At 34.2% G+C, this 26,184-nt stretch carries 20 protein-coding genes and 2 tRNA genes; 10 read left to right on the top strand and 12 right to left on the bottom strand.

The features are described 5' to 3' along the window. Positions 1 to 177 precede the first annotated feature (177 nt). Together gyrA and ACFSQJ_RS17205 are read left to right on the top strand one after the other, a co-directional pair. Entirely contained in the window at positions 178 to 2,709 is a 2,532-nt protein-coding gene (gyrA, locus tag ACFSQJ_RS17200; RefSeq protein WP_377768158.1) for a DNA gyrase subunit A, read from the top strand. Positions 2,710 to 2,737: 28 nt separating this feature from the next. Next, the gene (locus ACFSQJ_RS17205) at positions 2,738 to 3,982 is read left to right on the top strand and encodes a tetratricopeptide repeat protein (RefSeq protein WP_377768159.1); all 1,245 of its coding nucleotides are present in this window, start codon (positions 2,738 to 2,740) and stop codon (positions 3,980 to 3,982) included. 49 nt (positions 3,983 to 4,031) lie between these two features. Here ACFSQJ_RS17205 and ACFSQJ_RS17210 read toward each other — a convergent pair whose 3' ends face one another. Both ACFSQJ_RS17210 and ACFSQJ_RS17215 read right to left on the bottom strand, forming a co-directional pair. Further along, complete coding sequence (locus ACFSQJ_RS17210; RefSeq protein WP_377768160.1) at positions 4,032 to 4,784, bottom strand: C40 family peptidase; 753 nt, start codon at positions 4,782 to 4,784, stop codon at positions 4,032 to 4,034. A 14-nt stretch (positions 4,785 to 4,798) separates the two neighbouring features. After that, positions 4,799 to 5,974 (bottom strand): acetyl-CoA C-acyltransferase, encoded by a 1,176-nt coding sequence (locus tag ACFSQJ_RS17215; protein ID WP_377768161.1) that lies wholly within the window; start codon positions 5,972 to 5,974, stop codon positions 4,799 to 4,801. Between the two features lie 114 nt (positions 5,975 to 6,088). Here ACFSQJ_RS17215 and ACFSQJ_RS17220 point away from each other — a divergent pair, with 114 nt between their 5' ends. The 5 genes from ACFSQJ_RS17220 to ACFSQJ_RS17240 all read left to right on the top strand — a co-directional run bounded on the left by ACFSQJ_RS17220 (position 6,089) and on the right by ACFSQJ_RS17240 (position 10,766). Next, on the top strand, positions 6,089 to 8,128 hold the full coding sequence (locus ACFSQJ_RS17220; protein WP_377768162.1) for an HD family phosphohydrolase: 2,040 nt from the start codon (positions 6,089 to 6,091) through the stop codon (positions 8,126 to 8,128). A gap of 112 nt (positions 8,129 to 8,240) precedes the next feature. Further along, positions 8,241 to 8,324: transfer RNA gene (locus tag ACFSQJ_RS17225), tRNA-Ser, on the top strand. Between the two features lie 37 nt (positions 8,325 to 8,361). Beyond that, positions 8,362 to 8,436, top strand: a tRNA-Pro gene (locus ACFSQJ_RS17230). A gap of 181 nt (positions 8,437 to 8,617) precedes the next feature. Continuing rightward, positions 8,618 to 9,916, top strand: a complete 1,299-nt coding sequence (locus ACFSQJ_RS17235; RefSeq protein WP_377768163.1) for a site-specific integrase — start codon at positions 8,618 to 8,620, stop codon at positions 9,914 to 9,916. A 289-nt stretch (positions 9,917 to 10,205) separates the two neighbouring features. Continuing rightward, a complete protein-coding gene (locus ACFSQJ_RS17240; RefSeq protein ID WP_377768164.1) occupies positions 10,206 to 10,766 on the top strand; it encodes a BfmA/BtgA family mobilization protein in 561 nt (186 codons plus the stop codon). A gap of 83 nt (positions 10,767 to 10,849) precedes the next feature. Here ACFSQJ_RS17240 and ACFSQJ_RS17245 read toward each other — a convergent pair whose 3' ends face one another. After that, positions 10,850 to 12,712: a hypothetical protein gene (locus ACFSQJ_RS17245; protein WP_377768165.1), complete on the bottom strand. Its 1,863-nt coding sequence runs from the start codon at positions 12,710 to 12,712 to the stop codon at positions 10,850 to 10,852. A gap of 105 nt (positions 12,713 to 12,817) precedes the next feature. On the opposite strand from ACFSQJ_RS17245, the gene ACFSQJ_RS17250 reads away from it, so the two are divergent. Then, positions 12,818 to 13,840, top strand: coding sequence for a helix-turn-helix domain-containing protein (locus ACFSQJ_RS17250; RefSeq protein WP_377768166.1), 1,023 nt, complete (start codon positions 12,818 to 12,820; stop codon positions 13,838 to 13,840). A gap of 33 nt (positions 13,841 to 13,873) precedes the next feature. Here the strand turns inward: ACFSQJ_RS17250 and ACFSQJ_RS17255 are convergent, their stop codons facing one another. Beyond that, positions 13,874 to 14,629 carry a LytR/AlgR family response regulator transcription factor gene (locus tag ACFSQJ_RS17255; protein WP_377768167.1) on the bottom strand — a complete coding sequence of 252 codons (756 nt, stop codon included), beginning with the start codon at positions 14,627 to 14,629 and terminating at the stop codon, positions 13,874 to 13,876. 123 nt (positions 14,630 to 14,752) lie between these two features. Between ACFSQJ_RS17255 and ACFSQJ_RS17260 the strand changes: the two genes are divergently transcribed. Continuing rightward, entirely contained in the window at positions 14,753 to 16,054 is a 1,302-nt protein-coding gene (locus ACFSQJ_RS17260) for an alpha/beta fold hydrolase (protein ID WP_377768168.1), read from the top strand. Positions 16,055 to 16,116: 62 nt separating this feature from the next. Further along, the gene (locus tag ACFSQJ_RS17265) at positions 16,117 to 17,118 is read left to right on the top strand and encodes a metallophosphoesterase family protein (protein WP_377768169.1); all 1,002 of its coding nucleotides are present in this window, start codon (positions 16,117 to 16,119) and stop codon (positions 17,116 to 17,118) included. 71 nt (positions 17,119 to 17,189) lie between these two features. Here ACFSQJ_RS17265 and ACFSQJ_RS17270 read toward each other — a convergent pair whose 3' ends face one another. The 8 genes from ACFSQJ_RS17270 to pafA all read right to left on the bottom strand — a co-directional run bounded on the left by ACFSQJ_RS17270 (position 17,190) and on the right by pafA (position 26,071). Then, positions 17,190 to 17,633, bottom strand: a complete 444-nt coding sequence (locus ACFSQJ_RS17270) for a hypothetical protein (RefSeq protein WP_377768170.1) — start codon at positions 17,631 to 17,633, stop codon at positions 17,190 to 17,192. A 76-nt stretch (positions 17,634 to 17,709) separates the two neighbouring features. Further along, positions 17,710 to 18,423: a hypothetical protein gene (locus tag ACFSQJ_RS17275; protein WP_377768171.1), complete on the bottom strand. Its 714-nt coding sequence runs from the start codon at positions 18,421 to 18,423 to the stop codon at positions 17,710 to 17,712. A gap of 14 nt (positions 18,424 to 18,437) precedes the next feature. Continuing rightward, positions 18,438 to 19,370: an alpha/beta hydrolase family protein gene (locus ACFSQJ_RS17280; protein WP_377768172.1), complete on the bottom strand. Its 933-nt coding sequence runs from the start codon at positions 19,368 to 19,370 to the stop codon at positions 18,438 to 18,440. A 102-nt stretch (positions 19,371 to 19,472) separates the two neighbouring features. Continuing rightward, on the bottom strand, positions 19,473 to 20,210 hold the full coding sequence (locus tag ACFSQJ_RS17285) for a DUF6503 family protein (protein WP_377768173.1): 738 nt from the start codon (positions 20,208 to 20,210) through the stop codon (positions 19,473 to 19,475). A gap of 5 nt (positions 20,211 to 20,215) precedes the next feature. Next, a complete protein-coding gene (locus ACFSQJ_RS17290; RefSeq protein ID WP_377768174.1) occupies positions 20,216 to 21,709 on the bottom strand; it encodes a serine hydrolase domain-containing protein in 1,494 nt (497 codons plus the stop codon). A gap of 32 nt (positions 21,710 to 21,741) precedes the next feature. Further along, on the bottom strand, positions 21,742 to 23,019 hold the full coding sequence (locus ACFSQJ_RS17295; protein WP_377768175.1) for an alpha/beta hydrolase: 1,278 nt from the start codon (positions 23,017 to 23,019) through the stop codon (positions 21,742 to 21,744). A 92-nt stretch (positions 23,020 to 23,111) separates the two neighbouring features. Then, positions 23,112 to 24,212, bottom strand: a complete 1,101-nt coding sequence (locus ACFSQJ_RS17300; RefSeq protein WP_377768176.1) for an alpha/beta hydrolase family protein — start codon at positions 24,210 to 24,212, stop codon at positions 23,112 to 23,114. A 167-nt stretch (positions 24,213 to 24,379) separates the two neighbouring features. Next, a complete protein-coding gene (gene pafA / locus ACFSQJ_RS17305; RefSeq protein WP_377768177.1) occupies positions 24,380 to 26,071 on the bottom strand; it encodes an alkaline phosphatase PafA in 1,692 nt (563 codons plus the stop codon). Positions 26,072 to 26,184 lie beyond the last annotated feature (113 nt).

A 26,184-nucleotide genomic window follows, 5' to 3' on the forward strand; every position in this document is an offset into this window, starting at 1 on the left:
GGTAAAAGGCGAAAAAAAGAGCTTTTTTTAGATTCTTTAACAAATTTCAAAGATAGCATTCGGCCTAATTTTAATGTTGATAATTTTTTTAATAAAGTAATCGGCAAGCGTTTTGAAACATGTGTTTTTACGTATATTGCTACGATATTTTAATTACAAAAGCAACAAGATTTTAATATGGCTGAAGGAGAAAAATTGATACCTATCAACATTGATGATGAAATGAAATCTGCCTACATTGATTATTCAATGTCGGTCATTGTGTCACGTGCCCTACCTGATGTCAGGGATGGTTTAAAACCGGTTCATAGAAGGGTGCTATACGGCATGCATGAATTGGGGGTTCGTTCAAATAGTGCCCACAAAAAATCGGCCCGTATCGTAGGTGAGGTTTTGGGTAAGTACCACCCTCATGGTGATACCTCGGTATACGACAGTATGGTGCGTATGGCGCAGGAATGGAGTTTGAGGTATATGTTGGTTGATGGACAAGGTAACTTTGGTTCGGTAGATGGTGATAGCCCCGCTGCGATGCGTTACACGGAGGCGCGCATGCGAAAAATCGCTGACGATATGTTGGCAGATATCGATAAGGATACAGTCGATCATCAATTGAACTTTGATGATTCATTGAAAGAACCTACTGTTTTACCTACTCGAGTTCCACAACTTCTGGTTAATGGGGCATCTGGAATTGCTGTTGGTATGGCAACAAATATGCCGCCACACAATCTTTCTGAAGTAGTTGATGGTACCATCGCCTACATAGATAATCATGACATTGAAATCGATGAACTTATAACACACATAAAGGCACCTGATTTTCCTACCGGAGGTATTATCTATGGATATGATGGTGTTAAAGAGGCTTTTCATACAGGTCGTGGCAGAGTAGTAATGCGGGCCAAAGCTACCTTTGAAGAAGTACAGGGTAAGGAAAGTATCATTGTTACTGAAATACCTTATCAAGTCAATAAGGCCGACATGATCAAAAAGACGGCTGACCTAATAAATGATAAGAAGATTGAAGGTATTTCAGCGATAAGGGATGAATCTGATAGAAAGGGTATGCGTATCGTGTACATTCTTAAAAGAGATGCCATTCCTAATATCGTTTTAAATACGCTTTATAAGTACACTGCTTTACAATCGTCTTTTAGTGTTAACAATATTGCCCTTGTTAATGGGCGTCCGCAGTTGCTTAACCTAAAGGAGATGATTCATCATTTTGTTGAACATCGTCATGAGGTAGTTGTTAGAAGAACCAAGTTTGAACTTAAAAAAGCCGAGGATAGAGCGCATATACTAGAAGGTTTAATTATTGCATCTGATAATATAGATAGGGTTATTGAGATTATTAGGGGTTCTTCGAATGTTGATGAGGCTCGCAACAATTTGATGGAAGAATTCAAGTTAACTGAAATTCAAGCGAAAGCCATTGTAGAAATGCGCCTACGACAGTTAACGGGTCTAGAGCAAGATAAATTACGAGAAGAATATGATGCACTCTTACTTACTATCGAAGATTTGAAAGATATCTTGGATAAGAAGGAGAGAAGAATGCAAATAATAAAAGATGAGTTAATTGAGGTAAAAGATAAGTATGGTGATGAGCGTCGCTCCGAAATTAACTTTGCAGGAGGAGATTTGAGTATTGAAGATATGATACCTGATGAGCAAGTAGTTATAACTATTTCTCATGCGGGCTACATCAAACGTACGCCACTTACCGAATACAAAACGCAGAACAGGGGAGGAGTCGGTCAAAAAGCATCATCTACCCGTAACGAAGACTTTTTAGAGCATCTATTTGTTGGTACAAACCACCAATACATGCTTTTCTTTACACAAAAAGGAAAATGTTTCTGGATGCGTGTCTATGAAATACCTGAAGGAAGCAGAACTTCTAAAGGTAGGGCGATACAAAACCTTATTAACATAGAGAGTGAAGATAAGGTCAAAGCCTTTATTTGTACACAAGATTTAAAGGATGAGGATTATGTAAATAGTCATTATGTAATCATGGCAACCAAAAAAGGTACTGTAAAGAAAACTTCTTTAGAGCAGTACTCAAGACCAAGGCAAAATGGTATAAATGCCATAACCATTAAGGATAATGATGAATTGCTTGAAGCTAAACTTACTACGGGCACAAGCGAAATATTCCTAGGGCTTAAATCAGGAAAAGCTATTCGTTTTGAAGAAAGTAAAACTCGACCTATGGGAAGGAATGCCTCTGGGGTTCGCGGAATTACTTTGGCAAGCGATACCGATGAGGTAATAGGAATGGTATCTGTGCATAATTTTGAAGATAATATTCTTGTGGTTTCAGAAAATGGTTATGGCAAAAGATCTAACATAGACGATTATCGCGTAACTAATAGAGGTGGAAAAGGGGTAAAGACCATTTCCATCACTGATAAAACAGGAGGTCTGGTTGCTATAAAAAATGTAACGGATTCTGACGATTTAATGATAATTAATAAATCAGGTATTGCGATACGTTTGGGTGTGGAAGATTTAAGAGTGATGGGGCGTGCAACCCAAGGTGTTAGACTTATCAACCTAAAAGGCAACGATAGTATTGCGGCAGTGGCCAAGGTAATGAAAGATGAAGATGCCGTTGAGGGTACCGATATACTTGATATTGAGGTAAATGAGGAAGATGGCACGGCTCTTGATAATACAGATACCGAAACAAAAGAATAAACAATAAACACTAAATATTACATTAAAAATGAAAACAAGGATTTTAATACTTCTTACCGCAATGATTTCGATGGTAGGATTTTCACAAAAAAATGAGATTAAAGCTGCTGATAAAGCGATGAAAAGTGGCAATGCAGCCGAAGCAAAAACTATTTTGGAAGGGGCAAAGTCCCTAATAGATGGTGCTGATGCTAAATACCAGGCTCAGGCGTATTCCATTTTAGGTAATGCTTACGCCAATCTTTCTGAGTTTGAACCCGCAATAAACGCTCTGAATAAAGTTATTTCAGTAGAAGAGACTTCAGGTAAAAAGAAGTTTACTGCAGATGCGCAGCAAAGGTTAAGTCAAATGACAGCGGATATTATCAATGCTGCTGTAGAGGATAACAACAATAAAGATTACAAAGCAGGAGCTGAGAAATTATATATGGGTTACAAACTAAGCCCGAAAGATACTATCTACCTTTACTATGCGGCGAGTAGTGCAGTTAATGGTGCCCATTATGATACAGCGTTAGAGTATTATAATGAATTAAAAGAGATAGGTTATGATGGAAGTGCAGTAAAATATAGTGCGGTAAATGTGGAAACCGGGGAAGTAGAAGAAATGGACGAAGCGACCCGAGATCTTTATGTAAAAGCAGGTACACACAAAGATCCTAAAGAAGAAAAAACCCCTTCTAAGAAAGCTGAAATTGTAAAGAACGTTGCTCTTATCTATCAGCAACAAGGCAAAAATGAAGAGGCCTTAGCAGCTTACGAAGATGCTATTGCAAGTAACCCCGACGATGTAAATTTAATTTTAAACAAGGCTAATTTATATTATACCCTTGGTGATAAAGATAAGTTCAAAGAACTTATGGCAAAGGCTTCTGCCATGGCTCCAGATAATCCAGATTTAATGTATAACATAGGAGTTATAAGCATGGAACAGGGTAATTTAGAAGAAGCACGTGCTGCTTATTTAAGAGTGCTTGAAATAGACCCTAGCTATGTGAATGCGCAACTAAACCTTTCTACGTCATATGTAAACGAAGGAAACAGTTTGATCGATGAGATGAATACCTTAGGTACATCAAGAGCGGATACAGCCCGCTATGATGAGTTAAAGAAAAAGAAGGATGATTTATTTTTAAAAGGTTCGAAGGTTTTAGAAGAAGCTTTAAAAATGAACCCTGATAATGAAGGTGTATTATCCCAATTAAAGAACATTTACGGTGCACTTGGTGATACTGAAAACTTCATGAGAATTAAAAAGTTGTTAGGTGAGTAGATTTAAAATATACTCTTTAAAAAAGCCTTGACAATTGTCAAGGCTTTTTTTATATGATCTTTTTGATGACCCGAAGCTTGTGGGTATATATTTTTTCTTGAGGGTTGAAAATACCAGTATGATCTATTCTATCAATTCTTACATATCCGTAAGAATGTATAATGTAATTATCTTTCAAAATAATACCAACATGATCTATAATTCCATCAGAGTTATCAAAGAATGCTAAATCACCAGGTTCACTTTCTTCGATAAAACTTAAAGCCTCACCTTGTGTAGCTTGCTTTTCGGTATTTCGAAATAGCTTAAAACCGTTTGCCTTATACACCATTTGTGTAAAACCAGAACAATCTACACCAAATGGAGTTTTACCGCCTGATAAGGATGGCGCATTTAAAAAGAGAAGCGCTGTCTCGACTAGTTTAGATTTGTCCTGTTTTGGTTTTTGAGAATTTCCTTCATGAGTTTGGCCCAAAAAACCACTCACATCTATTCTTGCTCCTAAAGTAATGGGTTGAAAGATTTCTTCCGAAGTTAATATATGTGATATGAAATCGGTAGCTAAGATTTGATTTTTATCAATGTTAAGTTTATTAAAATCTTCTTCAGAAACTAACTTAAATTGATTCTTGCTAACCCAACCTTCTTGTCCATCAAATGCAACTACAATACGAACCCAGTGTTTACGATTTTCTTTTATTTTAAAAAGATCACCATATACTAGTTGGGTTACCATCGCTGTAGAATCATCGGGTGATACCCTAACGGGAACGATGCTTAAGTGGCAAATTCCATATTGCATGCTACTGGTCGAAATTAGTTTCGTTCCAAGACAATAGCTGAAGCACCACCACCACCATTGCATATAGCTGCAGCTCCAATTTTACCATTATTCTGCTCAAGCACATTAATTAAAGTAACTATAATTCTTGCTCCAGAGCAACCTAACGGATGGCCTAAGGAAACTGCCCCACCATTAACGTTCACATTGCTGTCTTCAAGATTTAAAAGCTTCATATTGGCCAAACCAACAACCGAGAATGCCTCATTGAATTCAAAATAATCAACATCATTCAGCGCTATTCTTGCTTTATCTAAGGCTTTTGGTAATGCTTTAGCCGGAGCCGTAGTAAACCATTTCGGTTCCTGTGCGGCATCAGCATAGCTTTTAATTTTTACTAGTGGCTTTATACCTAAAGCGGCTGCTTTGTCCGCACTCATTAATACCAATGCCGCAGCACCATCGTTTATGGTAGAGGCGTTAGCGGCAGTAACCGTTCCGTCTTTAGAAAATGCTGGTCTTAAGGCCGGAATTTTCTCCATTCTAACATTTTTGAATTCCTCATCTTCATTGACCACAATTGGCTCACCCCTTCGTTGAGGTACTTCAACAGGAATTATTTCATTTTTAAATTTACCCTCCTCCCATGCTTTTGCGGAGCGTTGGTATGATTGAATGGCAAATGCATCTTGATCTTCACGAGAAAAATCATGCTCGGTAGCACAAGCGTCTGCACAAACACCCATGGCGTTCTGATCATAGACATCTACTAGCCCATCTTTTTGCATTCCATCAATCAAAGTTGCAGGGCCAAATTTTGAACCATTTCTCATATGTACGTAATGCGGAATAAGACTCATGTTTTCCATCCCACCAGCAACGACAATCTCATTATATCCCAAAGCAATGGACTGAGCCGCCTGCATTACAGTTTTCATGCCCGAGGCACATACTTTATTTATAGTGGTACAGGGTACTGTCTCGGGGATTCCTGCAAAAATAGCTGCTTGACGGGCTGGTGCTTGTCCAGTTCCGGCCTGAACGACATTGCCCATAAGTACTTCATCAACCATATCGGGTTTTACATTTGCTTTTTTAAGAGCTCCTTCTATAGCAATTGCTCCCAATTTTGGTGCTGGAATATTAGATAATGCACCCATAAAACTTCCTATTGGTGTTCTAACTGCAGAGACAATAACAACTTCTTTCATACTAGTAATTTTGTTCCTGCGAAAATACTAAAATTAACAGCATTACAACAGTTTAATGATTTATGGGATACATGAAATTAGATTTCTTTATTTTTGAGCTTAGAGCTTTTTTATATGGGCAAAACACTTGATGATTTTTATAAGAAACAGTCGGTGATTTACAAGTATGTGCTATACTTTATTTCCATTGCCCTAATTGTTTTTTTCTTTCCGAGAGGTGGTAAATTCAAGTATGACTTTCAAAAAGGAAAGCCTTGGCAGTATGAGAATCTATATGCTCCTTTCGATTTTTCAATTAAGAAGACCGATGAGGATATTTCTGCTGAACGAAAGTTACTGGAGTCCAATAAGGCAGATTATTACACTTTTGATCAACAAGTTTATCAAGAGGTATTGAATAAATATGAAGTCAATTTCAAGAGTGCCTTTTCTTCAGATGCCCTTTCAACTAGCGAAAGAAATAAATTATACTCGGCAGGTAAAGCTGTTTTAGATTCTATTTATAAAGATGGACTTTTTAAAGAACAAATAGGTAGTGATGAGGTTTTTCTAATACGAAATAACACTGCGAGAACTATACCGCAAAACAGCATAAAGTATGTCTCTAATTCCAATACGTTTATAGCTTCTTACATTGATAATTTTCGACTTGGAGCTAACAAAGCTGAATTGGTAAGAGTACTTAATTCCGTTATAAAAGCAAATGTTACCTATAATAAAAGTCTTTCGGATAAAGCCTTGCAAGAGGAGCTTTCTAAAGTTTCTTTCACTAGAGGAAATATTTTAGAAGGCAAGCTAGTCATAGCAAAAGGGGAAGTCGTAGAATCGGATAATTATAATATCCTTAATTCTTTAAAGCAAGAATACGAATCAGAACTATGGAAAGGTAGCAATTACTACTTTATACTTTTCGGATATACAGTTTTGGTCGCATTGGTTTTGGTCATGCTGTTCTTGTTCTTAAAAAAATACCGCCCTGAGATTTTTGCAAATAACAATAAGGTCACTTTTATTTTTGTGAATATTCTTTTAATGGTATTCGTGACCACACTAGTCGTTAAGAACAATGAAAACTATGTTTATGTGGTGCCTTTGTGCATTTTACCACTTATTCTAAAGAACTTTTTTGATGCACGTCTCGGACTTTTTGTGCACGTGCTGACCATCCTCATTTTAGGTTTTGTAGTGCCTAATAGTTTTGAGTATATATTCTTGCAAATAATAGCGGGTATTGTAACTATTCTTTCGGTTTCGGAACTCTATAAAAGAGCTAACTTATTTATATCTGTCGGTCAGATTACGTTTATTTATATTGTCGGATATTTTGCCTTCCACATTATTCATGAAGGCAACCTTGATAATATCGAATGGGTCACTTTTGGTATTTTCTTATTAAATGGTATGATTACGCTATTTGCCCAGCCACTTATTTATTTATATGAAAAGATATTTGGTTTGGTTTCCGATGTTTCTTTGCTTGAACTTTCAGATACCAATTCCAAACTATTAAAAGAACTTTCAAATAAAGCACCGGGTACCTTTCATCATTCGTTGCAAGTAGCGAACTTGGCCGAAGCAGCTGCCAATGAAATAGGGGCGAACGCCATGTTAGTGAGAGTAGGAGCTTTATATCATGATATAGGCAAAATGAATAGGCCAGCTTATTTTACTGAAAATCAGATTACGAATGCCAACCCGCATAATGAACTACCGCCAAAAGAGAGCGCAAAGATTATAATAGACCATGTTATTGAGGGTATAGAATTAGCCAGAAAGTATAACTTGCCAGACCGAGTAATTGACTTTTTAAGAACCCACCATGGTACTTCGTTAGTGTATTATTTTTATAAAAAGCAACAAGAAATCGATGAAGATGTAGATGAGGCAAATTTTAGATATCCCGGCCCGATACCTTTCTCTAAAGAAACTGCAATTTTAATGATGGCAGATTCTGTTGAGGCAGCTTCTAAAAGCCTTAAATCACCGACTTATGGTATGATAGACGAGTTTGTGGAAAAAATAGTGAAAGGCCAAATGCAGGCGAACCAATACTTGAATGCCAATATCACTTTTAAAGAAATTGAAGCTGTAAAGAAAGTTCTGAAACAAAAACTGACCAATATTTACCATCTAAGGGTAGAGTATCCTGAATAATAACCAGTTAAAGAAGCTTGAAAAAAAGTAAATAAATTGTTGTGTATTCGTAGTGGAAAAATGTACATTTGCATCCGCATTTTAAGCGAAAGTTCATTAATAAAGATTTTTAGGAGAGGTGCCGGAGTGGTAACGGAGCAGATTGCTAATCTGTCGACGCGTAAGTGTCGCATGGGTTCGAGTCCCATTCTCTCCGCAATTTTCTTGAAAATAGCAACAAGATAACCAAGTATCGGGGTGTAGCGTAGCCCGGTTATCGCGCCGCGTTTGGGACGCGGAGGTCGCAGGTTCGAATCCTGCCACCCCGACGAACCGCCTTTTGGCGGTCATCATTACCCTGCTAATTTATTGATTAGCAGGGTTTTTCATTTTTTCTGCAATCATTTGATATCGTTTAAAACCACCTTTTAGGTGTGCAATTCGGTGTACAAAACTGTATACAATATGTGCTAACTTTAAGTATCATTTAGAGCAATTTAGATGTAGTCTTTGAACAAAAATTGTTTAACCAAAAGACTTAAAGATATGCGTACGGACAGCACATTAGGAGTGATTTTCTTCACTAGGAAAAAAAGAAACAACCCCGAAAGATTGGACATCTATGTCCGGATTACGGTCAACAAAGAACGGGCAGAATTCAGTATCAAACGTGACATTGCGGTGTGCAATTGGGACATTTTTAGGTGCAGGGCCAAAGAAACCGGTGAAAACCTGATTTTATTGAACAGCTATCTGGATGATGTATATGCCGAAGTCCTCAACGCCCACAAACAATTGCACTCTGAAAGGAAGCTTATCACAGCAAAGGGAATCAAGCTAAGGTACTTCGGGGAGGACGAGGAACGGATGTCCTTAATGCAAGCAGTGGAATATCACAACAAGAACATCAACAACGAGCTCAAACCTGGAACGTTAAAGAACTACTTTTCCACGGAGAAGTACTTAAAAGAGTTTTTACAGGAAAAACTAAAGACCAATGATATTTATTTGGTACAGCTGAACTATAAGTTCATCGTGAACTTCGAAAACTATATAAGGACCTATGAACCCAAGACGACAAGAAAGACCTGTACCAACAATGGGGTAATGAAGCACATGGAACGATTGCGAAAGATCATCAATCTTTCCCTAAAAATGGAATGGCTGGAAAAAGACCCATTTAGAAATTATAAGCTCAGATTTATAAGAAACGAGAGGGATTATCTAACAGAAAGAGAACTTCAACTATTGGAAGACACTTCTTTTATGACCCGAGGTCTGGAAACGGTAAAGGATGTCTTCTTGTTCAGTTGCTATACGGGACTCTCATACATTGACATCAAAGAATTACGGCCCGACCAAGTCATGATAGGGATAGATGGCCACCAATGGATTTATACCAAAAGGGCAAAAACAAATGAAACGGTTAAAATTCCATTATTGCCCAAGGCCAAGGAAATCTTGGAGAAGTACAAGGAAGAAATGCAACTGACAGGAGAATTGTTACCAGTGTTAAGCAACCAAAAGACAAACAAAAACCTAAAGGAAATCGCCAAGGCCTGTGACATCCATAAGAACATAACCTTCCATGTCGCACGCCATACATTCGCCACAACGGTAACATTGTCCAATGGAGTACCCATAGAGACAGTTTCCAAGCTTTTAGGGCATACAAAGCTGTCCACGACCCAAATCTATGCTAGAGTGGTACAGAAGAAAGTAGGGGAGGATATGCAGGAGTTGATGGAGAAATTAAAGAATAAGAAGGAAGTTGAAAGAAGCTTAGTCCCCAAATCTTACCAAAACTAAAAGCGCATGGTGCCTGTACGACTTTTTTAGTGTTCGGAAAGATAAGCGTAAAGAAAAAATCGGATAGGGCGCGACCTACTTTTTCAATGAAAAGCACTGAACAAAGTTTACAAATTTTAGCAGCGTAGCGAATAAGGTTTGTAAAGCAAGAGGGTAACACGCTAAAGCGATGTTACGTTGTTCAAGCCATTGATTTTCAATGAATTGAAAATAGTGTCAAAATAATTTTTGTCACAAAAACAAGAAATAAGACTGTCAAACCCAATAAAACCTCAAAAAAATTACTGTAATGAAACTTAAAAAGAAGAGAAAAAGTGAATTCTCGGCAATAAGCATCAGTCGGATTACAGCTGGAAGATATCGGGAGTTTTCAAAGAAGATATCCAAGTCTCATACGCTTACCTTGGAATTGATGATGGACTTCTTTGAAGGAGCGAATATCTCCCCAAAGAACAAATACTTGATGGACCATATGGGATTTGAGCATCGACTAAATAAACGCTTTGATTACATAGAGGAACTGTTACGAAGAATAGAACGAGAACAATTAAAACCGACTCATAATAAACTAAAGAAGTTGTTTGAATACGCTGAGAATGAAGAAAGGGACAGAAAGGAGAGTTTGGAGTTTGAAAAAAGAATGTTTGAGCAATCCTTAAAAAAAGATAGGATTACCCAATACGACAACTATATCCTCAAAGAGAATTGGAAAAAGGAACGAAACAAATTACTAAAGATTTTGAACCAAGTGAAACTGGAAAAACCAAGATTTGATAAAGCATATTTTAAACTGGATATTAATCAGAATGATTTAGAGAGTTTGAAGAAAGTTCTAGGACAAGAATTATGATTTACCTCGCAAAAAGATAGGATGAAGTTTGGTAAGATCTGGGGCTTTTCTGCCTCCAAAAAGTTTTACTTACTTCAGTTTTTTTAATAATCATTTAATTCTTTCTCAATTTCATCCATGATATCATTCATCAGCTTGATTAAATACTGATATGATTTTTTATTGCTAAGATCTATTCCCTCTCTTTTCAAAACGGAATAGGAGTCATACCTATCATTTTTATAAGGAGAAGTGAAAAGACCTTTAAACTTTTTGTCAGTAGCCATAGCAGCCCCAATGGCTATGGAAGGTGCCCAAAAATGATGTTCATACTTTGGTAAAAAGAGCACTGCTGTCTCAGTAATCCAGTCATTTTTTAAATATGTTGGTATATCCATAACATAGAGGTCATGACCGTAATAGTCTCTTAAAATATCTAAGTATAGATTAGAAACATCTTTTCCTCTAATAGCTTTACCATCTATTATCATTTTCTGGATTTTTGAATCTAGCTCTATTAGAATGGAATTTTTAAAAAACCTCTTTAAGAATTCCAAAGTTTGAAGGTGATGAGCAATTTTCTCTTCTTTTTTAGCGCTCTGTGAGGAAATCATTTTATCAAACCAAATATCTCCTGCATAAATTGTGCCCGAAATATGAGTTGGAGCTTCAGTCTCAAAAACATCAATACCATCTTTTCCAATACTTGAGACACTTGCGGCTAAACTGAATAGACCACCCACTAAAGCCCTCGATTGAACAATAGCAGGTTTATACTTCAAAATAAAAAAAGGATGTATTCCAGACACCGGAGGCCGAATATGGTATCTTGAGGTTTTTGGAACATCTGCGAGATGCATCCAGTTTTTATTTTCGAATGCAAATTTCATATTTTCATGAAATTCTTTACTAATCATTTTGGAGGCTTCAAAAGCGATATCCATTGATGAATTAAAGTTATAATTGTAGTTTTCTAATGCTTTGGGAGTTCTAAAAAAGTCTAAATAAGTTAACATACCATTATTCAGTATTTTACCTCTTAATTTGGCATAGCGTTGAAGTACTTGTTTATTCTCTCGAGCTACCTCTAACAAAATTTGATAACCACCTTCTGGTACACCTCCATAAAAAAACCAGTTTGCATCAATTCCATCAGAAAATCCTCTTAATTGTGCCAATTCAAGTTCAGATTTTATTTTTCTTACATATAAGCCTGCCATTACATTTTGAACGTTATCCAAACTATTGTAGTAAGCCTGAGCCATTTTATCCCTGTATCCAGTATTAGCTGAATTTCTAATTGCTCTAAAAGCAGATCTATTTAAAAGAATTTCTTCATTGTTCTTATCTTTCATTTTTGGCCAGATATTATTAATATTTTGTATTTCCCAATACGCATCTATTGAGCTGCTAATCCATTTTCTGGTTTTTCTTAAAGCATATTCTACTTCTGGTGTAGATCTACGTTCTTTTTGATCAATAAGCTGATTTAACCAATGACGGTGTTTATAAAGATCTTTATTAGTGGAGACCCAATTTTGTAGGCTTTTTTTATCCAGAATAAGTATTTTACCTTCTAATTCTGCTAACAATGCTTCAAAATCAGCCAGTAAAGTCTCGCCTTTTTCCAAAAACTGTTCTCCGTTTTTGACATTACCTTCTTCCCATCTTAAAATGGAATAAAATGCCACTTTGGATATTTTCACTCTTAGAAGGGATAGATTTTCTAATACTTCCAGCAATTGCCTAGATGTATCAAAATTGGGTATATGTTGAAAATTTTTAGATTTAAGAATTGTATTTACTTCATTGTAATCATGTTCCCAAGTTATATCTGAATTATATATCTCCGTAAGATCCCAAACATATTCACTCTGCTTATATTTGGATTGAGAATAAATGATTGAACTTGTGCCAAGCGATAAAAAAATCAGGAAAAAAATGTACGGGTTTTTAAAACTTATCATGGGTTTCGGCATTTGAATATAATACTAGATTATAACCTTAAAATTTAATTTTAACCTCGATTAATTAATCAGTACTATTGTTTAATTAATTTGAGGTTTTTGAATATGGATTTTACGTTAATCGGAATTTTTCTGTGCGGAGCTGGCACAATACAAAGTATTTTTCTATCGATATTCTTTTTTTTCTCCAAGAAACTTGAAAGGCAGGAAAGAATTCTTCTTGGATTACTTTTCCTATTAATCTCTTTAAGATTAATAAAATCTATAGGATGGTATTTTTTCAAAATTGAAAATAATATTTTCCTTAATATAGGTTTTGCTGCACATGCATTCATTGTGCCAGTACTGTTATGTTATTTATCAAAGAGACTGCAGTCGAATAAATTGAATCGATGGGTTATCTCATTGTTATTTGTTCCTCCTTTAGCTCTTTTTTTAACTATTCCTTTTTTAACCCTAAATAATTTTTGGTATCAAGGTGGATATACTGCGTTGTTATACCTGACCGTGGGTTATTTGATTATTGGTGGGTTTTTTCTAAAAAGGATTTATCAAGAAAATGGAAAGTCATTAAGAATGATTATTATTTTATTCGTTGCAATTGGTCTTTTTTGCCTCTTATATTTTACAAATTATGTTTTAGGAATCCACGAATATATAACAGGTCCTATTTTATATGCTTTAGTTATTTATGCAACCAGTTATTTTTTATTTAGAAACAAGGAACTACTTACAGTTAAAGTGGAATCAAAGTATCAAAATATTAATATCACAAAGAACCAGGCCGAGATATATTCCAAGGCTATAGAAAAGGTAATGATGGATGAGAGGCCTTATTTAGATGGTGATTTTAATCTGGGAATGCTTGCAGAATATACTAAGACTCCAAAGCATTTACTTTCGTTGGTATTTAGTACTATTTTTCAACAAAGCTTTTCAAGTTTCACAAATGCATATAGAATTAAAGAAGCTGAGAAGCTGTTAAAAGATGAAAAATACCAAAATAAAAAGATTGAAATAGTGGCTTACGATAGCGGCTTTAATTCGGTATCAACATTTAATACTGCATTTCGTAAATTTAATAAATGCTCTCCTTCTGAGTATAGAAAGCAATACTTAGAAAATTAAAGACATCAAGTTTGCATTTGGGTTTTAGTTCATTCATAGTTCTTGTCCATTAAACGATTTACCAATAGGAATGATTCTGTCATCTATTTCAACACTTTCGTTGTTATAGGAATCAATAAGGTTTTTATTAATAATGAACGATTTGTGTATTCGCACAAAATTTTCTGGTAATATACTTTTCATTTCTTTTAGCGACATGTACGCAATTAACGGTTTTCTATTCACTAAATAAGTGGTTAAATAATTTCCCATTCCCTCGATAAATTTAATTTCGGAGGGCAGAATTCGATAAATTCTTTTGTTTGATTTTATTTCTAGATATTCCTCAGAATCCTCACGGTTCTTTTTGTTTTCTATTCTCCAAACAGAAAAAATTTTAAGTGAAGAAAGTAACATTACAGTAGTATTTATCAATACGATAGAACGAAAATAAGGACTTAACTCTACGAGGTTCGAGGTTTCTATAAAAAAACACTCATGAAAGTAATAGTTCAAAACTCTTTGTAAAACCCCGGCAATAAATATGAGGGTCAAATAGAGTGTAAGGAACCGTTCTATTTTTTCTTTTAATAAAAAACGGGGAATTAAATAATATAATACAACGTAAGAAGCTGCAATACGAAGAGGCATAAGAACAAATTCAAGCTCAAAAGACCTAAAGTAATTCCCTTCTTTAACCCATAGAAGGCTAAAAAAAATATAGTAAAAAAGCCAAAAAAGAACATGCGTGAATATTCTTGAATTGAACAAATGATACTCTCCTAAAAGTATTTTGGAAAATTTTGTCATATAAATTGATAGTTACATATAAGAACACTCTAGGGTTACATAAAAATAATGGAATAAGCGTTATTAATTGTAGTTTTCCTATACGTCATTTTTTCAGCAATATGCGAAATAATAAGCAATAAGATGAAGAACATTTTAAAATCAATCCTTTTTATTCTCCCTTGTTTGGTAATAGGTCAGGAACTCTCAAGGAGAGGGAATTGGCAAGCATCGTTTAAAGAACCAACCGATGGTTTTGGAGCAAAAGTTGTATCGATTGAACCAAATAGTCCTATGGATAAGGCAAATATTAAAGTAGGGGATATTGTTTTAAAAGTTGACGGCGTGCATGTATCTTCTTTGGAACAGTGGTCAACCATATTCTATAGTCTAAGAGAGGATAAAGAAATAAAGTTGATGGTAAGGCGTCTAGATGAAGTTTTTAATGTTAAACTCTCTTTAAATGCAATCCCCCTTGAGGAAAATGAGAATGTTGAAACTATTTATGGCCAGATTGTAAGTGATGCTGGGATAAAACAAAGAACAATAATAACTCGCCCAAAGAATGTAAAAGGCAAATTCCCATCTCTCATATTAGTTCAAGGTCTAAGTTGCAGCACTGTAGAAGTTTTTCCTGGTCGAAATGGTAATTGGTCTAAGCAAATAAAATACCTGGTTGAGAACTCTAATATGGTCGTAATGAGAGTTGAGAAGCCTGGTGTTGGTGATAGTGATGGAGATTGTTCCGAGACTGATTTTTTAACTGAACTAGAAGGTTATAGAGCAGCAATTAGGACTCTTAAAGGAAAAGACTATGTAGATTCAAAACGCATAGTTGTATACGGTTCAAGTTTAGGAAGTGCGTTAGCTCCACTTCTTGCGAATGAGTTTAATTTAGCTGGGATAATATCAGAAGGTACTTTTTATAAGACTTGGTTTGAGCATATGCTGGAAATCGAAAGGCGTATAAGACAAATGAGTGGTGACGATGAAGCTACAATTACAAAAAAAATGAACCAAGGATATATACCACTTTATTATGGGATGCTCGTTCAGCAAAAAACCTATCAAGAAGTCATTAATGAAAACCCATCTTTGGTTTCATATAATTATCATTCTGGAAGACATATGTATGGTAGGCCAATGGAGTATTATCATCAATTACAAAAAATTGATTTAGCGAGCGAATGGCAAAAAGTAAAAGTGCCAGTACGGATTTTATATGGATCAAATGATTGGATTATGTCTGAAGAGGATCACCATATGATAATAGATATACTTGATAAGGCTAAACATCAAGATCATAAATTAGTAGTATATCCAGGTTTAGATCATTGGAATACCATACACAAAACTCCTGATGATTCATTTAATGGGGAAACTGGTGAATGGGACGACGGTGTGCCAAAACTTATTGTTAAATGGTGTAAAGAAATCTTGTATTGAAACCTATTTCTTTACTAAATGCTCTATTTTGTATAGTATTGAAAACTAATTTAATTTAAGAAATGAAGTTTTGTTTACTCTTTATACTATTAAACCTTCTTTTTTGTGGTTGTATTTCAGACAAAACCCCAAAACCAGACTTTAGACACGATATAAAATCAGCTCCAACACCTTGGACAAAGACAAACTTCGAACCCGAAGAAGATGATTTCACTTTTGCCATAATATCTGATTTAAATGGGGGTGAGAGAACAGGTGTATTCAGCACTGCAGTAGCACAATTAAATAGACTAGACCCAACATTTGTATTAAGTGTTGGTGATTTAATTAATGGGGGCACAGAGGATAGAATTCAGCTAGTCAAAGAGTGGGAGTCATTTGATCAACAAGCGAACAAATTAAATATGCCTTTCTTTTATTTAGGGGGAAATCATGATTTGACTAACCCAACAATGCGGGAGTTTTGGAAGAACAGATTCGGTCCAAGATATTATCACTTTATATATGAAAATGTTCTTTTTTTAATGTTGGATTCTGAAGATTATGAAGAGGAGCGAATGCTAGAGATTTATGAGGCCAGGTCAGAGGCCATTAGAATTCTGGATGGACAGGAAGAAGGAGTTTATGAAGAATCGGATTATTATAAAATGCCTGAGCGTCGTATTGGTGGTATAAATGAACAACAACACAATTACTTTAAAGAGGTTTTAGAAAAATATCAGGAAGTAAAGTGGATTTTTGTCCTTATGCATAAACCGGTTTGGATGCGAGAAGATTCGAAGGGTCTCGGGAGACTTGAAAAATTGTTATCCAAACGCCGCTATACTTTAATCAATGGTCATTTTCATTCCTTTTCTCATCGATTAAGAAATAACAATGACTACATTATATTAGGAACTACAGGTGGATCTCAAAACCCTATAGATTCTATGTCATTTGACCATGTTACCTTAGTTCGAATGGCTAAAGAACCTGTAATCACACATATAAAAATGGAAGGTATTTTAGATGAAACAGGAAAGGTTCCTTTTATTTTGGATAGTTTGGATGTAGCTCCAAAATAGTACTATTTTTTATTAGTCAAATATAGGTTTTGGCCAAGTTTTTCGGTTTATTTTTTTAACACCTTCATTTACTATTTTAACGGTTTAAGGAATAAGTTTTTGTAATTTTTTTGATTCCAAACCAATAGAAAGATATTAGCCATAAGCATAGTAGAAGTAATGATGGGGGTTCCCTTCATATTTAGTGCAATGGATACTAGAAAAATATTAAAGGTAACTGGCATCATTAAAACACTTGTAAGCACTACAAAACGATTAAAAAATATTAGAATCCCGAGTAATATTTGGAAGTAGCCTATAAAATTCCAGTAAAAGCCAGTATCATACATAGCGTTAAAAAAAGCTCCGGCTGGATTATCATTTGATAAAATTGTAAATCTTATTCCTGGAAGTTTTCTCATTCCTGATAGTACAAAGCCAAATCCCATGCTGATACGAACAAACCAATAAAATACCTTAAGGATTTTTATTTTTTTTATCTTCTCCAAATCAGAGAATTGAATTATCTGTTTCATAATGACTTTTATATTTAAGAGTATTTTGAATTGGAAATACTACCAATATTATTTTTTTGAATAAAATCATATTTACTCATATCGCATTAGCCATCTCGTCATTATTGCTTTTTATTTTTCTCCACTTGCAAATCATCCAAAATCCAATAACTAGCCTAATAAATGGCTGAAAAACAATATTGAATGGTTCTAGTGTGTTGGAAATTAGTCCATATTCCCAAAATTCATTTCCAAAGGCAATTAAATTTCCAAATCCCCAAAAAAGTAAAAGAATTGCTAAGGTGGTATCGATTCTATTTTTGTTAACTAGTCCCAATCCATAAAAAATATTCCCTAAAGCAAAGGTTAAAATGAATAACCCAAATAATGAATAGCCTAATAATCCAGCATTTTCCATACTTATTCTAAGTACTTCTTGACTGGTATTATCCGCTTCTAAAAAATTACGACGCAGACCATTTAAGTAAAACATTACGAACATTTGACGAAAGATTTCCGTAAATGCAAAGACGATAAATAGTACAAAACCTAAGCCGATAAAGCCAGGAGATTTCTTGAATTGAACTAGACAGAAACCCCACATAGAAATTAAAACGAATAAACAGTGTAGAATTACCCAAAATCTATTAGCCAGATAACGGTTGTCATCAAAAAGGAGAAGTCGCTCATCAAAATTTAAAGCTCCCAAATCGAACAAGCTGGAATGAATTCCTATGGTTGTAATTACAGATAGAAAGCAACAAACACTTGCAAACAGCAAGAATTTTTTATTAATTACTATAGCTGTCATAATTGGTTAATCTATTACTTGTTTATGATACTATTACTCTCATAAATAAAATCAACAATATCATCTAAAAAAATATCACTTATTGCTGTTTTTGTTTCATTTAGAATAGCATGTTTTCCATCCGAATATACTTTAACCTTTAGATGAGTTAAATTATTACTCTTTACTATTTCAAGGCTTTGCTCTACAGGACAATTCGTATCATTCTGGCCAAATACTATGAAGGCCGAAGATGTTTTAACATTTTTCCAGTAAGGCACTGGATTAAAATCCATAAAAGGTTTAATGGACTCCTTATTTGCTAAATTTTTGACGGTAAGACCTGAAATTAATTGAGCTATTGGCTTATAGGTAAACTGAGCTATATTATTGATTTCCTCAAATTTTAACTGAGAAATACCGTTAGTAAGTGCTCCAGAAATATTTGCAATAAAAGATAGGTCGTTTACTTTACTTCCAACAACAGGGGCAATCCAACCACCCTGACTTACTCCAATTAATCCAACTCCTGTTACATTATTTGGGTAGCTGTTTTTTATAAAATTTATGGCTGCCTCAGTGTCTGTAGCTAACTCTTCGATAGTTAACCCTACCCAATTACCTTCAGATTTTTCACATCCTCTTTTATCTGGTAGAAGAACGCCAATTCCATTATCCTGTAAGTGCTTTACTAATTCTAAGTACCATTTATTTTGCCTAGAACTATTTCCTGACCCGTGAATGATTATTGCTATTGGAAATGAATCTTTTTTAATTGGCTTGAATAGCATACCTGCTAATTTTGTCTGGTCGTAAGCGTTTATAAAATTAACTTCACTATAATGCAAGTCACTTAATTGGGTTCCTTCAAAATTTTTGAGTGGGCTACTTCTTTCTTTAAGAATAAGTGGTAATAAGAGTAAAACCACAACTATCAAAAAAGTCAGAATAAGTTTGTTTTTTGACATTAATAACTTCATTTTGCTTTTAAAAATTATAAATCAAATGCTGATTTTATATAAACTAAAAAAACTGTTTACTATCAATTCATTATTTCCGATGTCTAGTATTTATTTGAGTTTCTCAATAATAACATCGCTTCCCAGATATTCATTTTGACTTTGGGAATACCAGTTTCTTATTCTCGGAATTTTCACACCGTTGAACTCATATTCTCCAAAAAATCTAAGTATTTCCCCACCATCTGCTCCATCTTCAGGATGGTTAAATTCAATAGCAAGTAGCTTATCCATCTCTTTGGAGATTATTAAAGTCCAATTTTTACTAATGACATTTTCTTTTAAAACCAAGTCAATTCTGTAAACTTCTTTTCCTTGATATTCCCCACTTTGTGCAGGCTCTATAGTGTTCCAAAGTTCATTTGTGAGCGACATTGGAACTCCATATAAAATTTTATAAAAATTTTTGTGCTCCTCCGTTTTTTGCTTGTTTAAAGCATATTTTTCTTTTATTTCATTACTTAGCACAGATTTTCCATCAACAAATATTTTACTCTCTCCATTTATATTGATTATTCTCTTTATAGCCCCTATATCTTTTGTTCTTTGCATTTCAAAATAGCCTGAAGTATTATTAAAAACTAGTCGGGTATATCTTTTTGGGTTGCCAACTCGTGGTTCCTGAATATGAATTTTAATCTCAGAATTTTTCCAATTACCGGAAACATCATATTTTTCTTTCACCTGATTTAAAATGTAAATACTGTTTTTGGAATCTAGCTTGGTTACATTGCAACAGAACATAGTCATTATAAAAAAATAGGCACTTAAAAATTTTAGATGTCTCATAGGTATTATTTAATTAAGCTAGATATATAGTTGGCAGCCAAGTTTGCTGCGCCATTATAATTAGAGATTACAATTATGTAAATGTTGGAATTTGGATAATATTCACATCTGGAACTCGCTCCCGGCATACCACCTGCATGCCCATAATTTAGTAAACCATTTCTTTGATTAACATAAAAACCGTAACCATACCAAGATTTATAAATATCTATATTGAGATTTTCTACTTGCTTCGAAACAAATTCCTTTTTTATATCATGATTTATAAGAGTTCCATTATTAAGCCCCCTCATAAAAGCATATAAATCTCGGGTAGTACTGTAAAATGAACCTGCTGGTCTACTAAAACTTAAATTGCTATGTGGCACTTGATCTCTAAATCCGTTATCCAAACTACCTTGTTTACTTCTATTTAATTGATAGTTTTTTACCAACTTTAAATTATTGGTATTCATATCTAAAGGTTTGGTATTATCCATACTCATGGGCTTAAAAAGATGTTGTTCCAAATATTCATAAAAGTCTTGACCGGAAACTTGTTCAATTAGTCTACCTAAAATGTCAAAATTTTCATTGGAGTAGTTCATTTGTGTTAGAGGGCTAAAGCTTTGAAAATTAGACAACTTGGGCAAGTACTTAAGGTTTATTTCATAAAATTCATTTACGTTTCTTGCTTTTTTAATTTCCTGCGTGAATCCATCCATATCATCAAGTTCAATTCCCGAAGTATGAGTCAGTAAATTGGCTAGAGTTATTTTATTTCCTATTTCTTTGGGGAAATCTTTTAGGTATGAAGAAACAGTAGTTTGTAAATTCATTTTTTTTTGCGCTACTAAACGGGCAATTGCAATGGCCGTAAACATCTTAGTAGTTGAAGCAATTACCATCCTATTATTAGAATCTATAGGCTCTTTTTTTTCTTTGTCTGCAAATCCGTGGTATCCTTCATAGAGTATAGTGTCTCCTTTGGCCACCAATACCATACCTGAAAACAAATCAGATTTTTCCATCTCAATAAAATACTCCTTTAGTAATTGGCTATATTTTTGGTTAGTAGGCTTTGTTTCATTAAACTTTGTTTTGGATGGAATACAACTCCTTAGTACATTAGTTCCAGTTATTTTATTTTGTTTGCTAAAATCGAATTCAAGACCAATCCAATCTCTAGATATTTTTCCTTTAAACCATGCCACTTCATTTTGATTGAATGTATCCTTGCCAAAAGAGACAAATTCTAAAGGGCCAAATTCCTTATTGGCCGCTAACCAATAATTTATGTCTGTTTCTAACCATCTATCATTCTTGCCAATAAGTGTATCGGACCAATGCGCTAAAATTTGTCTTTTAATCTGGACACTGTCCTTGGTATTTACTGATTGGACGAAACTTTTGTAGATATCTTCTTTTGTAATATTTTCTTGTTCAGTTTTAGACAGATAATTACAACCTAAAATGATTAGCACTATTAGGGTTAATAAAAAGAAATTAGCTTTTAACATTATTAATAGCTTGTTTTTAGTGTATACCTTAATTAAAGTGATTTTAACCATTCTATAATATGAAAAAATGCTTTTGACTCCATTCTTGTAATATCGTTACTGTTAAAATAGTATCCGTCAACTACCCAACCGCCATGAGTGGTATTTGGAAAAACCCTGACACTTATATCTTTTGATTTGGAATTGATTAAACCGTTCATAAATCGGGCTGGTGAATCCGGAGGTGTGGAGTGATCATATTGATAGAAAATTCCTAAACTAGGCGCATAAACATCTTTTAGAAAATCGGTAGGGTCAAATGAATTTTCTTCCTGTAATCTTAAAGCCGTCTTCTTACTTTTAAATTTCACCAATTTTCTAGTTTCCAATTTTTTAAACCATACTTTATTTATATATAATGGTAATACCTTTTCATATTCTTCGAATTCAATTTTATTTAGACACAAATCAAAATAGGCCTTAAAATAGTTTGTGGCCTCGACTAAATCAGCTTTGGAAAAACCGTTACGTTTTAAGTAGCTAAACATATAATGACGAAACTGCTGCCATCCGATTGACATATTTCCTGCAATATTTACATAAAACCCTAAATTAGGTACTTCTTGGGCAACCATAGCCCCAATCCAACCACCTTGGCTTATCCCGATTACTCCTAACTGTTTGTGAGGATATTTTTTTTGTAACCACTTAACAATTTGGGTAGCATCATTCGCATATTCTTTTGAGAAGTCTAAGTAATTATTACCCAGTATCTTTTTGCCTCGTGATTTTCCTACATTTCTTTTATCAAATGCAAATATTGAATACCCACTATCGATTAAATACATTCCTAAATCGAACAAATCATACCTATCGTTCTGTCCGTCTCCATGAAGTAGAACAGCTATTTTATTCTTTTGCGTTTGAGCAGATTGTATTAGACTTCCTGAAATGTAAAGACTATCATTAAGGTTTATACCTAGCTCAGTTTTTTTTATTGGTATGGGGGCAAGCAGCCTTTTACTTCCTTTATTAAAGCTAAGTGTTATTATATTTGATTTTGTCAATTCAATAAAACCGCCAACCTTACTAAAATTGTTTCTAGTGTTTGAAAATTCATACTGATTTTTGCTAATCTTTCTTAACATGTGGGTTTCACCAGATTTTAATATTACAAAATGTGGAAAACCTGCTCTAGGACTTAATAAATATTTTTCACCTTGAGAGTCCATATATAGCCCTTCAAAATTTTGAAGGTCAATATCCATTTGAGCGTTTGCTCTTGATAGTACCATGAGAATGAACAGAAATAAAAAAATTTTATTTTTCATTTTGATTTTGATTGATGTTTTTTTATGACTAAATACCTTCTCAAACCTTTGCATGGAAAGTCCTTTTATCTATAGCATATTTTTTGAAACAGTTATTTTTTAAAAAGAATTATCTCTAACGAATCTGTTTTTATGGGTTCTACATTTAATGTTTCAGAAAAAAATAGATGTTCAAAAAATCTGCTCATATATTCTGATGTTTTATCCAGAAGTTTTTTAGAGTTTTTCTTTTGAACCCCGTCCTGCGCCAGATAATAGTTGCTATCTAAAAAACTATTATGATTGGTATCCACCAGGAGGATGCGCCATGAGTCTTTTTTATTTAGTTCGCAGAAGTCATTTCGCCGCTTGTGTAATTTTTTATACCCTTCATGATTTTCGTAATCTGTTAAATCTTCAATAAACATAAATGGAGCATTTATTCCATTTTCTAACGCAAGCGTTGGGGGAGTGCCATCAATATCTACAACCGCTTTAATTCTATCGTCTAGCATACTGGCATAAATAGATGCAGCTCCACCAATAGAGTGCCCGAATACACCAATTTGATGTGTATTAATTCTATTTTCAAAAAAAGGCTCTTCTAGAATTTTGTTTAATGCGAATATTAAATCTTCCCCTAATACTTGTTGGCGTATTGCTTTAACACTCCTGTAGTTGTTCGCAGTTATTTGTTCTGGAATTTTAAGGGTTTTTAAACTGTCATGAAAAGTAAGATTAGCTACAATAATCTTATCTTTTTGATTGATAACATATTCACTTTCATAGAGGTGATTAATACCCATAACAATAAATCCTCTTTCTGCTAAATATTGAGCGTAATAAGTATACTGACTTAAATTACCACCAAGGCTTGGGGAAAAAATAATTAATGGATACGCCTTTGGCCAATCTTTTATTGCAGTGTTTAAAAAAGATTTTGTTTTAACAGCATTAACAAGATCAAAATCATTTTTTGACCAATACTTAAGATGAGGATAGGCTAGTGAGATATTATAGAAATATGGGGTTAAATCACTTTTCTCATTCGATATAGTACTTGGATACCAAATTTGAGCATTTACCAACCTATTTTCTCCATAATAAGAATCTGTTCTTAAGCTATCTAACCAAATAAATTGTTTGGTTCCAAGTGTATATGTTATTCCCTTGGTCGTAATTTCTTGGTTGACTGTCTTTGGTTTACAGCTCAAGACGGATAGTAAAAACACACATAAAATTGATGAACCCTTTAATATTCTATTAGAATATTTCAGGAAATGTTTATTCTTAAAACATGATAGAACCATCTTCTCGAATTTTATAAATTATTTATATCAATTATTTGTGAATATATATCCAATTCTACATGGTATTTACTTTATCCTTGATCACTAAGCAGTTCTTGTAAAGGTGAACCAGTTGCGCCGCTAGGTAATCTAATGTTTAAGAGCATGGATAATGTGGGGGCAATATCCTCTATGGCAATTTTTCTTGTTGAACTCCCAGATTTAATATGCTTCCCATACCATAACAAAGGCACATGAGTATCATAAGTAAATGCAGAACCGTGGGTAGTACCCTTAACACCATTTGCATTAAGCTTTGGGTCTTTACTAGGTTTAAAACCAGAGCTAAAGGTCATTACAACGTCACCAGACCTCCTGGGATTGTATCCCTTTTGCAACATACTTGCGACACCATTCTTATACTCATTAACCCTTAATTGTTGGGCAGTTAATACGGTACTAACTCCTTTCTGATCGTAGAGGAAATTTGCTACCGTAGTTTGAAAGTCGATTAAATTAAGATTAGCATCAATAATCTTATCTCTGTCCAAATAGATATTTTCATACCCAAACTCTTGTATCCATTTGTCTTGACCGTATTTTTTAATCAAGAACTTACTGAGTTTATCTTCATATTCATTTACCCTTGAGATACCTGTTTTTAAATTATGTTTTTCTAAATATGAACTTGTTGGGACTGAACCATGATCTGAGGTCAGGAATACTATATAGTTTTCTAAACCTATTTGAGTATCAAGGAAGCTTAATAAACTTTCAATATTTCGGTCTAATCGCAAATACGCATCTTGAAATTCCACAGATTGTGGACCAACCGTATGACCTAGAACGTCTAAGACAGAGTAACTTATATTTAATAAGTCCGTATGTTTATCTTCACCTAGTCTTTCATGCTTTATTGCTTCTTTAGCGAACTCTGTCAATATAGTATTTCCAAAAGGAGACAACCACATTAATATATATTCTCTGCCAAGACTTTTATAGATTTTTCTCAATTCTTTAAAATCGTATGGAAATACGGGCTTTTTATTCCCTTGTAATATTCGTTCAAAGTCATTATCATCTGGGGCACTCTCTGTATAAGATTCTATAGGAAATAGTGTATTCCACGTATTATTTAAATATCTATCAGATTTTTTTTGCTTGTTAAAATCTTTTACCCATTTAGGCAAAACGTCCATATAATAAGAACTTGACACAAAATTACCACTGCTCGTCTGCCAATCATGCCAATATGATGCATTTGCGGTATAACCACCTGGTAAAACAGCTCCTCTGTCTTTTAGAGAAATACTAATTACTTTGGATCTGAATTGATTTGACATTCTCAATTCATCCGAAATTGTGGTGGTAAGTAGATTTTTGGGAGAAATACCATTGCTGTTTGGTTGGTCTGAACCAATAATTATAGTAGTTGAATCCTTAACATTCCCCACTTCAACTTTTGTAAAACGGTCATACCAACTATTCCCAATAATACCATTAATACTAGGAGTTGTACCAGTATAAATTGAAGCATGGCCTGGTGCGGTTTCTGTTGGAACATAATTATAGTGTGTGTTCTTAAAATTATAGCCATTTGTAATCAAACGTTTTATGCCGCCTTCTGAATACTTATCTTGATATTTATAGAGGTGATCAAACCGAAGTTGGTCAATTACTATCCCAACAATTAACTTAGGTGGGTTCTCAAAAGTTCTAGATTGGCTAAAACATGAGACTGAAAAAAATAATGTTAAAATGCAAAAGATATCTTTCTTTATCATAAACTGCGTTTTTATTTTGATGATGGGTAAAGGGTGTTCTTTTTAATCATTGATGAATTGCAACATTTATTCTTATTCTATGAAGGTAGCCGACTATTCATTTAAGAAAATTT

The sequence above is a fragment of the Croceitalea marina genome, assembly GCF_042684265.1.
GTDB classification, from domain to species: domain Bacteria; phylum Bacteroidota; class Bacteroidia; order Flavobacteriales; family Flavobacteriaceae; genus Croceitalea; species Croceitalea marina.